The following is a 13,591-nucleotide window of genomic DNA, read 5'->3' on the forward strand; positions in this document are numbered from 1 at the left end:
CCTTTTACTTAATTAATTCCTTTAATAATAGCTATACGTTAAAAACTATAGCTCAGATTAAACCCCGTCACATGCTTTGCTACCTTAAATCCCTTCGGATAGCGCATCGGTCTTCCGACAAAATAGTCATAATAAAAGCCTTTCCAACCGCCCCGTAATCCAATTACCGTTCCCATTAAATGATGACCGAATCGTTCATTACCGCCTAAACCTGATACTCTCCCGCCATCTAATCCCCAATAAAACCAATGACCTCGATTACCGACATTCCAACTAAATTCATTACGCCAATACCAACCTCGTTCTCCGGCAAGAGAAAGTTCACCGTCAAATCCCCGAACCGTATAACGACCACCGATACTGATGCGGTCTTGGGGAATCAGCGGCGTTTTATTCCATTGTGCATTAACCTTTGAATGAAATTGCCAAGCTTGTCCTTCCAATGCGAACGGTTTTTTATAATCTATCGATGTTGTAAGAATTTTCGGGCGAGATGTTCCTTCGTTATACGCTTCTTCCGGTGCGCCGATTGCGCCTCTTACGCCTGTCCCCCGTTTAAAGTTCATCTCAAGTTCTAAAGTGGCGTTACTGAAATATTCTTTATGTGCGATACCGACCTCCCAACCCGCCATACGACGACGCTGAACTTCAACTTCCGTATTATCGACAAAGTTTTTAGAATGGCGTGACCAAAAGCCGGCGGAAATCGTAGTCTTTCTTAGCGCATCACGATATAACACACGTGACAGGCTTAACTTATCCGTTTCACTTTCGCCAGCATAAAGATAATTTTGAAAAGCACCGAATACCTGTTGGCGATAACGGTAAATTGAATGATTTGCCGTCAGTTGCCAATAACCGGAAGGAATCGAGTAATAGAAAGAAAAGTTACGGCTGGCTCGTTTACCCTTGTCATCCGAATGGCGTTTAATACTGTGGGTAAAACTGGTATAGAAAAGATCATTTGCTGAAAAGAGATTATCCCAAGAGAAAGTCGCTGATGCCTGCCATTTACCGGTTGAGGTTGAACCCGAGTCATCTAAACCAAAATTAAGCCTAAACGGAATCGCTTGAGCATAATTGATTTTTAAATCGCTTTCGCCCGCCTGACTATCTTCCTCTTCGCTCGGAAGAATCTCAATATTAGCTTCAGCTGTCGGTACTCGTTTTAAATTCTCTAATGACTGTTCTATATCACGCACATTTAAGAGATCGCCCTTTTTAAAAGTTAGAGCGGTAAGCGCATGTAACGGAGTAAAACGAGCAACTCGCCCGCTATCCTCAACTAAAGTATTGCGAACCTTTCCCGCAATTACGGTTAGTACTAAATTTCCGGAACGTAAATCTTGTTCCGGTGCGACCACCCGAGTAGTTATATAGCCTTTTTCAATAATATTATTTTGCGTTTGCTTCATTAAAATACCTAAACCTTCTCCACCTAAACAGTGCGGTAAAGTCAGTTTCAAATCAGAAATCGCTTGATTAAATGCCCATTGAAATTGGCTGGTTTGATTTAATGATTCATTAGAATAATCAATTAAGGAGATACGGCGGATAGGATAACAAGGAGATTCAGCGGTCGGAATTTGTAGTCGGTTTTCTTGATAAGTATCTATACGGATATCAACTTGCGGTTTAAATTGACTTTCTCGGTGATTATCCAGTTGCTTCTGACGTTGTTGAACTTCAGCATCACGCTGGGTATATTGCTTTAATTGCGAATCATTGAGGGGAGGAATCGGCATTGTATTCCCCGTATTTGAATAAATTAATAATGTAGCGAGTAGGCCGTAATGTAAGTAGCGCATAAATAATTAGAATCAATAAATTTAAAAAGCCACTTAAATTAGTAAAGATATTCAACTAAGTAAAGCAAATTTACATAAAGCACTATATTTATATATTAAGACATATAAATTAAAAGAGCTGATGATGATATAAAATCACCATCAGCTCTAAATATAAAATAGGTTATTTCTATAATAACGAACTATTAATTAATACCGTATTGCTCCGTATAAGGAATCAAACCTTTTTTCAGCATTTTACGTACGCCGCTACTGTAATTCGTACCGAAGCGTAATTCAAAATTCACACCGAATTTATTATCATAGTATAAATCATTGATAGTATCCGGCGAGCCGATTGGAGTTGCGGTTAGTTTACGCGCGACATATACATTCGCACTCCAACAACAGGTGTTATAGTTTACTGAAAATTGACTTTCTACCGGTTTTTTAAGTGCGATATCATGGTAATGACTTGCCATAAATGCGACTCGATCGGTCAATTCCCAGCCTACAACCGCCCCTACTTGTTTAATATCCTGCCCATACACATTACTACGTAAGTTTTGATTAATATAATCTTTACTTGCAAAACGATAACTTAATTGGACAAGTTTATCTTGGCTCGGTTTATATTGTAACGAAGTATTTGCCAATGAAGTTTGATTTAAACGCGTATCATATTGGTAAGCACCGTGCCAATTCCATTTACGGTGGAATTTCCAGTTAGATTCCAACGCCCAAGAAGATGAACGTCCCGTGGTACGGAAATCATCGGAAATTTTAGACGGACTTAAATAATACATTTGTCCCGCACTAAAATTAAATACTTCTGCGCCTGTTTGATCACTATAAAAACGAGTAGTTCCGCCGGCGGTCAAGCGATTTGCCGATGCAATACGATCCAAACCGCTAAATGAACGATCATTAAAGAAACTATAGAAGTCTTGTTGCAATAATGTTGAATCGTAGCCGAAACTTACGCTCTGATTTAAGCCCGAACCGATATTACTTTGATCTTTATACGGACGATAAACATATTGCACACGAGGTTCAAAGGTCTGATTAAAGCCTTTAAATAATTGTTTATCCGATTCTAACACGGTTTGTAAATCAAGTTTTACTTGGGGAATCACTCGGGTAATATTTTTATCAATCTCACCCGCCTGCTTACTACTGCCTTTTTGCTGAATATAGTGAGTCGCATAAAGCTTAGTTTCAAAATTTAAGCTGCCGTAGCGATTCGCCAGAGGGAAATTAAGTGTCGGCTCTACATGAAAACGCCATGCTTTCGGCATTAGAGTACTGTCATTCTCAAAACGAGCGGCTTGGGAGAAAAGTTTGAAATTTCCTGCTTTTACTAAACCGTCATTGTAATAATTAAAATCAATTTGCGGTAATACTCGGTATGGTCCGACATCCATCTCATCAAAAGTTTGGAATTTTTTACCGGAAATCGATAAATTATAATTAGGTTGGTAATAGCCTAACTTAAATTGTTGAGTAGCATAACCGTCGGTACTGTTACCGTACTCCGAATCAAAATCGGAGAAATAACGTTTATCACTGACTTTAGTATAATCGACATATAAACGCCAATCGGTTAAGAAGCTCATATTATGACGCCAGTGCATTAAATAACGCTTGCGATCATTATCATCCGATTTATATTCGTCTAAACGATCTTTACTCATATATTCGCCGGCGACTATACCTTCTCCTAATTTGGTTAAATAGCGGTATTCAGGGCTAATTTGCCAGCCACGACGAGAATAATAAGTCGGTGTGACGGTTGCATCCATATTCGGTGCAATATTCCAATAAAACGGTTGAGAATACACAAATCCGTCTTTACTTGAACGGTGGAAATTCGGAATCAATAAACCGGAACGACGACGATCACCGATTGGGAATTGTAAATAAGGCGAATAAAATATCGGCATACCCAATACTTTAAAACGTGCATGCCAAATTTCAGCATATTCTTCATCAATATGCTGAATCATTTCATTTCCTTCAATCGACCAAGCATTATCATTCGGCAAGCACGCAGTAAAACTCGCATTTTTTAAAATGCGTTTATTGTTACTAAACGAACCGCTTTCCGCCGTACCTCGTCCTTGACGACCGACTAATTGGAATTCGGTATTTTGTAACTCGGCGGTTTCAGAACTGAGATCCATTGCCGCATCTCGTCCTTTTGCTTGAATCAGATTATCTTGATAACGGTAGTCACCTTTCAAAAAAGCTCGACGAGCTTGCTCGCCGTTCTGTTCTACTCGCACTTCATCGGCAAGAATAGAACGATTTCCTTGTTTAATCGCTACATCACCGGTATAGGTCGCATCTTTAGGTTGGTTGATAACCGCCTTATCCGCTTCAATTTCAATCGGCATCATAGTTTGATCGCCCGTTACCTCTTCGCCTTGAAAATGAGGCACACCTAATAGGCATTGTTCTTTCAGATCCGCTTGCGCATATTGAGCACAAAATGCCGCCGTCATTGCAACAGAAAGAACACTATAACGTGTTTTCATAATGATTCCTTGTCAATAGAAAGCCATAACTTACTCGAAAGTATGACCGTTTGAGCTTAAATAATTCTCGAAAATTGTTGTCTTTTTGCAAGTTGTCTTGAATATACGTCAAAACATAAACAAATATTACGTATTAATAAACGACCTCGCGGTGACACCACAATACTATTTCCGTTAATATCTAATAAACCGTCTTTCGCCAATGGCTCAAGTAAAGCCAAATCTTCAGCAAAATACTGTTTAAAATCAATCTGATATTCGGCTTGTAAGCGGTCAAATTCCAACTTAAAGTTGCAAATTAACGCTTTAATCACGTCACGACGAATACAATCGTCTTTAGTTAATGCCAAGCCTTTGTGTAATGCGATACCTCGTTCTTCGACATTTGCGTAATATTGCTGTAATTCTTTATGGTTTTGTGCGTAAGTATCGCCAAGTAAACTGATTGCCGACACGCCCATACCTAATAAATCACATTCTTCTTGAGTGGTATAACCTTGGAAATTACGATGTAATACGCCTTGTTGCTGCGCAATCGCCAGCTCATCGTCTGGTTTGGCAAAATGATCCATACCGATAAATTTATAACCGTTATCGCCTAAAAACTCGATGGTTTTTTGTAGAATGGTTAATTTCGTTTCCGGTGCCGGTAACATATCATCTTTGATTTTAATTTGTGCGGCAAAACGACTCGGTAAATGCGCATAATTAAACACGCTCATACGATCCGGATTTAGTTCGATCACACGTTCGAGCGTGTACATAAAACTTTCTACGTTTTGTTTCGGTAAACCGTAAATCAAATCAATATTAGTTGATGTAAAGCCAAGCTCTTTCGCACGCTTCATTAAGGCAAAAATAAACTCTTCGTCTTGTTCACGATTAACTAATTTCTGCACTTCTTTGTTGAAATCTTGAATCCCCATACTGATACGGTTAAAGCCGATTGACTTGAGGTGATCCAACATATTCAGTTCAATTTCACGCGGATCCATTTCAATACTGATTTCGGCATCTTTACTGACGTTAAAATGCTGACGTAACATAGTCATTAAACGAGCCGATTGCGCTTCATCCAAATAAGTCGGCGTACCGCCACCCCAATGAATTTGCGTGACGGTACGATTTGTGAAAAGTGAAGATCGCGTTTTAATTTCTTTTTCAAGATAATCCAAATAAATATCTACTTTATGGCGATGGCGAGTAATGATTTTATTACACGCACAGAAATAGCATAACTTATGACAAAACGGGATATGTACATAAAGAGATAAAGGACGATTCGGATAACGTGCCGCCGCGGCTTTAAAATCGTCATCATTGTAGCTTTGGTTAAATTCTAATGCGGTCGGATAAGAAGTATAACGAGGACCGGATTGATTATATTTTTGGATAAGGGCTAAATCCCAAATAATTTCTGACATTGGCTTTCCTTCAAGATAGGCATCACTCACTATATGTAAGTTTTAATTGTTCTATATCGATCAGTAATTGATGACATTCCGCTTTAATCTGTTGTTCCAATTCAACTTCTTTTGATTGTCGATGTAAATCTTGCTTCATACGTTCATTACGTTTTAAAGCTTTACGCTCGTCTAAAATCGGCATATTTTCTACAACTAAATACAATTCCCACATTGCCGAATATTGACTTAACGGTTTCCCCAACACATCAAGCAACGGTTTTAAACGAAGTACACCTTCCGAAAAATCACATTGTTCGGAAAGCATCGCCCGTGCAATTACATCAATACTATCAATAATACGCTCGAAACGTGCTTTCTTTGCCTGTTCCGCTTGTTCTAACAACGCTTTATTTTGAGCGTTTTGTTTACGCAATTTAAACAATAAATAGGCTGCATAACCAGTCATTGAAAGCACAATTAATATCGCAAGAATAATGAGAAAAAATCGAATCATAGGTTTTTAATCATCTTATCTAAATTGATTAATGTCCATCGTTTCAAATTGGCGAAGTAACACATCCCCGTTATCTTCGTCTTCATCTTGGATACCTAGTTCGGTCATTAATTCATCAATACGATCTAAACATTCATCGACAAATTGTTGATCTTTCGCCGATAAGGTTTTACCCGCTTCAATTTCATCTAATAATTGATTTAAGATCTCATTGTTCTCTAATTGCTCCAGTTCTAATTCCGGCGATAAATGAGATTTATATTCTTCCACTGCAACAGGCTTGATAAGCTGACCTTTTTCAGGCTTGTTCACAAATTCTACCATCAGAGGGATTTTTTTGCGGCTACCGATACGAGGATCTTTCACCTCTTTTACCGCAGCCTTTTTCTGTTCCGTCGGATCAACATTACGCGAGCCTGTAGGTAAACCTTTGTGTTTACGCTTTTTCTTTTCTTCACGCGCTTTAGCATCAAGTTCATAACGGGTAGGTTTACGGTTTTTACCGCCGCTTAATTTAGGTTGTTCCGGTTTTTTATCTGCTTTTCTGGCAGGCATAATGTCGGTAATTCGACGTGTTTTTTTAGAGCGACTCATAATATCTATTCTTTTCTATAAAAAATTAAACGATTATTCTACAAGGAATCCGATCTGCTGAACAGAGAATAAATGAAAATAGCGGTCGGATTCAGTGAGAATTTTGCAAAAATTCTATTAAATCCGACCGCTATTTATCAGGATTAATTCGCTTAACTCGCCGCCCAAAGTAAAATCGCAAGCAATTGCGGTAAAATAATGCGTAAGAACATCACCAGCGGATACACCGTTGCATACGAAAGAGCCGCAGCACCGTGTCCGTCTTTGATTTCATTTGCAAAAGCTAATGCCGGCGGATCAGTCATCGCACCGGATAATAAACCGCACAATGATAGGTAATTCATTTTCCCGTAAACACGCGCCACTAATCCGGTCACGATTAATGGGATAAAAGTAATGACTGCGCCGTACCCCATCCAAGCAAGCCCTTCATTACTTAATAACGTATCAAGGAAATTAGCTCCCGCTTTTAAACCGACCACAGAAAGAAAGAGTACGATACCGATTTCACGCAATGCTAAGTTGGCACTTGGCGGCATAAACCAATAAAGTTTACCGATACTGCCGATTCTGGCAAGAATCAAAGCAACCACCAACGGACCGCCGGCTAAACCTAATTTTAACGCCACGGGGAATCCCGGAATATAAAGAGGCAATGAACCGAGCAAGACACCTAATCCAATTCCGACAAAAATCGGCAACATTTGAACTTGCTGTAGTTTTTGATGCGCATCGCCAATAATCGCTCGCACCGTTTCAATATCTTCCTGACGTCCGACTAAGTTCAGTACGTCCCCAAATTGTAATGCCATCTCACCGTTCGGAATTAATTCAACCCCTGCACGATTCAGACGAGAAATTACCACTTCATATTTCCCTTTAAGCATTAAATGACGGATTTTTTTACCAAATACGTTTTCATTGGTAACGACCGCTCGTTCGGAACGGAAAATCGTACCTCGGGTTGAAACCGATACGTCAGCCTCCTCTCCTAGAATCAGTTGCATTTTATGTAGAGTCGCTTTTTCTCCGACTAAGTGAAGTACATCTCCGACATTTAAGACCGTATCGACATTCGGCACAATCAGTTCGTCATTACGTTTTAATCGTGAATAGATAACCGTATGCGATTCGAAATCAGGTACTTCCTTTAATTTTAAACCGCCTAAATTAGGATTGGTCAAACGTACGTTAAGCGTATCCAATCCTTCTTTTTGCTGATTTTGGTTATCGTCAAATTCCTGCGCTTCTTTATCAATATTCACTTTAAAGATAATACGAATTAACCACATAGAAAGTAAAATACCGATAATTCCGAACGGATAAGCTATCGCATAACTCATTCCCATTACGGCAGTAATATTTTCACCGCCAAGCTCCGTTAATACCTGCTGTCCGGCACCTAAAGACGGAGTGTTGGTCACCGCACCGGAAAAAATCCCTAAAATAACCGGTAGCGGTACGTCGAATAACTTATGAATCAAAGCAACAAGTATTCCGCTTAGCCCAACAATCATAACGGCGAAGCCATTTAGCTTTAAGCCGGATTGACGCAATGATGCAAAAAATCCCGGGCCAACCTGAATACCAATTGAATAAACAAATAGGATTAATCCGAACTCTTGAATAAAATGTAACGTATGCGCATCTAATTCGATACCGTACAAATGGGTACAATGGGAAATAATGATCCCGCCGAACAGTACCCCGCCGATGCCGAGACCAACCCCTTTTACTTTTATATGACCAATCCATAAACCTAATACCGCAACTAATGATAATAGGCTCACAATAATGGCTATATCGCTCATTTTCGCCTCCAATAAAAAAATTACTTTTTAAATTTTAACAAATGCGAATTTAAAAAAATGAGAGCTAATTCAAGAAATTTGCAATTACGAGCATCAAAATATGATCTCTCTCAAAAAATTTTTAACTTATATGATAAGTTTTTTTAATTCTAGTAATAAATTAATTTATAGATACCTTTGACAAATGATTTTTATTGGTCTAGTATCGAGCAATACCTATTTTTAAACATTCATTTAACATTTCATTTTAGAGGAGCACCTATGGAACCAATAATTCTTAACGGTTACCACACATTAATTGCTGCGACACTCGTTCTTTTAATCGGTCGTTTTTTTGTAAACAAAATCAAATTCCTGCAGGATTTTAATATTCCCGAGGCCGTTGCCGGCGGTTTAGTGGCAGCAATCGTGATTCTCTGCTTATATCACTGGATGGGGCTTTCTTTCCAATTTGAGAAAAGTTTACAAAATGCCTTTATGTTGGCGTTCTTCTCATCGGTCGGTTTATCCGCCGATTTCTCGCGCTTAAAACAAGGCGGTATGCCTTTAGTAATCTTCCTCGCGGTTGTTGGCGTACTTATTATTATCCAAAACGGCGTAGGTGTCGGTCTTGCGACAGTATTAGGTTTAGATCCGCTTGTAGGCTTAATTACCGGTTCTATTACCTTAACCGGTGGTCACGGCACCGGTGCGGCATGGGCGAAAATATTCTCCGAGCAATACGGTATTTCCGGTGTAATGGAAATGGCGATGGCGTCTGCAACCTTCGGTTTAGTGGCCGGCGGTTTAATCGGTGGTCCGGTTGCTCGTCGCTTAGTCAATAAAATGAAAAAAGATCGTAAACAAAGTGTCGGCAAAAAAGTAGATACTTCTGCCGAACAATATGATGACAGCACTTTTGAATCGGCGGACAGTATTCGTTTTATTACGGCAAGTTCTACGATTGAAACCATGGCGTTATTTGCCGCATGTTTAGCGTTCTCATCCGTTATGGCTAACGCTTTCCCGGATTTAGGCTTACCGCAATTCGTATGGGCTTTAGGTTTTGGGGTTATCTTACGTAACGTATTAACGAAAGTATTTAAATTCGATATGTTCGACCGTGCGATCGACGTATTCGGTAACGCATCATTAAGCTTATTCCTTGCGATGGCGTTAATGAGTATTAAATTATGGGAATTAGCCGGTTTAGCTGGCCCGATGTTAATTATTTTAATCGTTCAAACTATCGTGATGATTCTATACGGTTACTTTATTACTTTCCGTGTAATGGGCAAAGATTATGATGCGGCGATTTTAACCGCCGGTCACTGCGGTTTCGGTTTAGGTGCAACCCCAACTGCGGTAGCGAATATGCAATCGGTCACAGAAACTTTCGGTCCGTCACACAAAGCATTCTTAATCGTGCCGTTAGTCGGTGCATTCTTCGTGGATCTATTAAACTTAGGTGTAATCACTTGGTTTGTTGAGTTCTTACGTTAATCGTCCAAATCTATAAATGCAAAAGGGCAACTTATTAAAGTTGCCCCTTCTTTTTTCTTCATTAATATTAGTGATAAGTTTTACTGAATTTCTGATAGGCTTTTAAAAAGTTTTCGAAATCTTCTAAGCCACAAAATGCAATGCTTTCTTGGTCATAGAACTGAAAGCCGTCTTCCATTTGTTCTTCATCAAAAGCGTCATCTAAGTTATTCGCTTTTACCATGACCTCATCGCAATCAAAAAATAAACTGTACTCTTTTCCTTCGAATACACACTCATAATGATTAGGATAAGCCGCGCGGCATTTCTCAATTTCGGTAAAGATATTGATCAACTCTTTAGGATTTTCCGTTATTTCCGTATTTAGCCAACGGGCAAAGGCTTCGTGGTCCATTGAACATTTTGCGACTACGCCGTGAATTGAATGCGTAAATTGATATTCCATTGCAAACTCCTTGAATGGGTAAATTTGCCTTATTATAACGGAAAACAAGCGGTTAAATTGACAAAATTTTTTGCAAATTCAACCGCTCTCTGATTTTATCCAAAAATTCGTTGCCAAATTTGCGCTACAAACGCTCGTTCTTCGACAAATTCGTCTGCGCTCACTACACTCGGGCTGCGCAACAAATTCAAATGATGAATACGATTACGGATCACCGTATAGCAATGTTTTAACTTTTCGCCGTCATCACAAGATAAAATACCGCACTCCACTGCCGAATCAAAAATACGAACGTTATCCGACCAAACCGCCATTTGCGGATACTGATGAGCGTATTCCAAAACCAAACATTGTGCGATAAATTCGATGTCGGTAATACCGCCTTTATCTTTTTTCAAATCAAACTGAGTTTGATCGGTATGGCTTAAATGTTGATACATTTTGTAACGCATTTCGCAAATTTCTCGGCGTAACTGACCGCTTGCTCGGGACATTGCCAAAGTTGTTCGGCGAATTTTCTCAAAGGCTTGCGCCAGATCGGGCGAACCATAAACGCAACGAGTACGAACTAACGCTTGTGATTCCCATGTCCACGCCTCATTTTGTTGATAAGTCTCGTAAGCACTCACCGTGCTGACTAATAAACCGGCTTCGCCTGACGGTCGCAAGCGCATATCCACTTCGTAAAGCACACCGGCACTGGTATTTAAGTTAAAAATCGAGTTAATCTTTTGCGCTAATTTTAAATAGAACTGATGACTTGAAATCGATTTTCTCGCACCGGTCGTTTCACTATCCTGCGGTGCGTTATGCAGAAAAACCAAATCTAAATCCGAGTTATAACCCAGCTCAATACCGCCCAATTTTCCATAAGCAATCACTGCAAAGCCTTGTTCAGTATCGGTTAAATGATCCGGCACGCCAAAACGCTGCGACAATGATTTCCATGCCATATTGACCACCGCACCGATAATTGCTTCCGCCAAATAAGTAAGATGATCGCTAATTTTCATTACCGGCAATACGCCTAAAATATCCGCCGCCGCAATATGCAAAATTTGGCTCTGTTTAAATTGGCGTAACGCATCAATTAATGCTTCTTCATCTTCTTCCGGAATCCGAATCAAATAATCATTTAACGCCGTTTTATACTGCTCCAATGCCAAAACTTGCGTAAGACTGTTTTGAATAATGAGTTCGTCCAATAACATCGGATAACGAGCGATTTGCTCGGCAATCATTATCGATTGGCTGCACAAGGTAATCAGAAGCGGTAGAATTTGCTCCCTTTCTTGCAAAAGCTCCAGATAGGTAGTTCGCATAGTAATTTTATCGATGATATTCAGCATACGCGGCAATACCACCAAATAATCTGCTCGGCTACACACCATATCTAAAATTTTCGGCATCAATTTGAGTAAAACATTACGCCCACGCACACCAATCGGGCGTTTTACCCAATCCTGAAACGTACTGGAAAGCTGTCTAAAAATTTCGTTGTAATCATTCTGGCTAATCGGGTAATCTGCCAAAACCGCCGCCAAATCTTCTTCGCTGACTTGATAATGTAAAATATCTTGCCAAACCGCTAATTTCTCATTAAGCGATGAAGCCTCATCTTCCTCTTCTTCGCCGATAATTTGACTAAATACCGCTCGCACATTTTGCTGATGTTGTTCCAGTACCTGTAAAAAGTCTTGCCAATTATGAATGTTGTGATCTACTACAAGCGGTTGGTTTTCCGCATTTTTTTGCAAATAAGATTGGCAAGCAAAAATGATTCTTGCTCGGTCTTGCTCATCGGTCGGTAACGTTTGTGTTTGCTTATCATCAATCGCTTGCAGCACATTTTCGACCTGACGATGGAAAATATAGGCATTATATAATTGCTTAACTTGCTGTTCGGTAAGTAATTGTAATTCGGCAAGGCGAGGCAGAACACGCAATAAACTCCGTTCTTGGAGGATTTTATCTCGACCACCTCGTACCATTTGGAACGTTTGCACAATAAATTCAATTTCTCGAATCCCGCCGGCACCTAATTTAATATTATCGGTTAAATTGCGGCGAACCACTTCTCGACTGATTTTCTGTTTCATCTCACGTAACGATTGAATCGCACTGAAATCCAAATAACGGCGATACATAAACGGGCGTAACATTTGGCGTAAATAACGATGGTTAAGATTATGCGGTTCTCCACCCAAAATTTTGGCTTTAATCATCGCATAGCGTTCCCAATCTCGCCCTTGCTCTTGATAATAGTCTTCCATTGCGGCAAAGCTAAGTACCAAAGCACCGCTGTCGCCGAACGGACGTAAACGCATATCGGTACGATATACAAAGCCGTCTAACGTGATTTCATCTAATGCTTTAATTAAACGCTGTCCTAAGCGAATAAAGAATTTGCTATTTTCAATCGGTTTACGACCGCCGACCGTTTCACCAGCATCTGGATAGGTAAAAATTAGATCAATATCCGAGGAAAAATTCAGTTCTCGTCCGCCTAATTTGCCCATCCCTAAAATCAGTAACTCTTGCTGTTCACCCAGCGAGTTCATCGGCGTGCCGTATTCTTCACAGCAACGCTTGAACAGCCAATCTCTTGCGCCGATAATCAGCGTTTCCGCCAAATCGGATAAATGCTCGAATACAAACTCTACGCTAGCAAGTTTATTCGATTGCAGAAAACTTAATGTTGCCATTTCACGATGACGAAACAGACGTAATTCTCGCGCTAATTGAGTTTCATCTTGCACCTGCGCTAAAACGGCGGCTAAATGTTCGGCATAATTACCGACCTTTGCGATAGACGGATATTCCGCTAACCACGCCTGTAATAACTGCGGTTGCTTATGTAGCGTCTGTTTCACAAAATTCGACATTCCTACCGCAATAGCAAGCGGTCGGATTTTATCAGCATTTTGTAAATCGGATTCCGACACGAATTCGGAAAGATCGGTTTGAGCGAACATATATGCCTCTTTCAAAAATTGGACGAGAAAAAGGCACAAG

General features: G+C 39.9%; 9 protein-coding genes. 1 reads left to right on the forward strand and 8 read right to left on the reverse strand.

What is annotated here, in order from left to right; all coding sequences use genetic code 11:
- Nucleotides 1–38: 38 nt before the first annotated feature.
- From NYR63_RS05090 to NYR63_RS05115, 6 genes are all read right to left on the reverse strand, one after another.
- The gene (locus tag NYR63_RS05090) at nucleotides 39–1,745 is read right to left on the reverse strand and encodes a ShlB/FhaC/HecB family hemolysin secretion/activation protein (protein ID WP_431831769.1); all 1,707 of its coding nucleotides are present in this window, start codon (nucleotides 1,743–1,745) and stop codon (nucleotides 39–41) included.
- Between the two features lie 248 nt (nucleotides 1,746–1,993).
- A complete protein-coding gene (lptD, locus tag NYR63_RS05095; protein ID WP_279458473.1) occupies nucleotides 1,994–4,324 on the reverse strand; it encodes an LPS assembly protein LptD in 2,331 nt (776 codons plus the stop codon).
- A gap of 56 nt (nucleotides 4,325–4,380) precedes the next feature.
- The gene (gene hemN / locus NYR63_RS05100) at nucleotides 4,381–5,748 is read right to left on the reverse strand and encodes an oxygen-independent coproporphyrinogen III oxidase (RefSeq protein WP_279458474.1); all 1,368 of its coding nucleotides are present in this window, start codon (nucleotides 5,746–5,748) and stop codon (nucleotides 4,381–4,383) included.
- Between the two features lie 22 nt (nucleotides 5,749–5,770).
- Complete coding sequence (locus tag NYR63_RS05105) at nucleotides 5,771–6,244, reverse strand: DUF2489 domain-containing protein (protein ID WP_279458475.1); 474 nt, start codon at nucleotides 6,242–6,244, stop codon at nucleotides 5,771–5,773.
- 15 nt (nucleotides 6,245–6,259) lie between these two features.
- Nucleotides 6,260–6,838: a Der GTPase-activating protein YihI gene (yihI, locus tag NYR63_RS05110; RefSeq protein ID WP_279458476.1), complete on the reverse strand. Its 579-nt coding sequence runs from the start codon at nucleotides 6,836–6,838 to the stop codon at nucleotides 6,260–6,262.
- Nucleotides 6,839–6,990: 152 nt separating this feature from the next.
- Nucleotides 6,991–8,649, reverse strand: coding sequence for a putative transporter (locus NYR63_RS05115; RefSeq protein WP_279458477.1), 1,659 nt, complete (start codon nucleotides 8,647–8,649; stop codon nucleotides 6,991–6,993).
- 261 nt (nucleotides 8,650–8,910) lie between these two features.
- Here NYR63_RS05115 and gltS point away from each other — a divergent pair, with 261 nt between their 5' ends.
- Complete coding sequence (gltS, locus tag NYR63_RS05120) at nucleotides 8,911–10,131, forward strand: sodium/glutamate symporter (RefSeq protein ID WP_279458479.1); 1,221 nt, start codon at nucleotides 8,911–8,913, stop codon at nucleotides 10,129–10,131.
- A 67-nt stretch (nucleotides 10,132–10,198) separates the two neighbouring features.
- Here gltS and NYR63_RS05125 read toward each other — a convergent pair whose 3' ends face one another.
- Together NYR63_RS05125 and glnE are read right to left on the reverse strand one after the other, a co-directional pair.
- On the reverse strand, nucleotides 10,199–10,576 hold the full coding sequence (locus NYR63_RS05125) for a YacL family protein (protein WP_279458480.1): 378 nt from the start codon (nucleotides 10,574–10,576) through the stop codon (nucleotides 10,199–10,201).
- Between the two features lie 95 nt (nucleotides 10,577–10,671).
- Entirely contained in the window at nucleotides 10,672–13,551 is a 2,880-nt protein-coding gene (glnE, locus tag NYR63_RS05130) for a bifunctional [glutamate--ammonia ligase]-adenylyl-L-tyrosine phosphorylase/[glutamate--ammonia-ligase] adenylyltransferase (RefSeq protein WP_279458481.1), read from the reverse strand.
- Nucleotides 13,552–13,591 lie beyond the last annotated feature (40 nt).

This window comes from Actinobacillus genomosp. 1 (genome assembly GCF_029774175.1).
Classification (GTDB): Bacteria; Pseudomonadota; Gammaproteobacteria; order Enterobacterales; family Pasteurellaceae; genus Actinobacillus.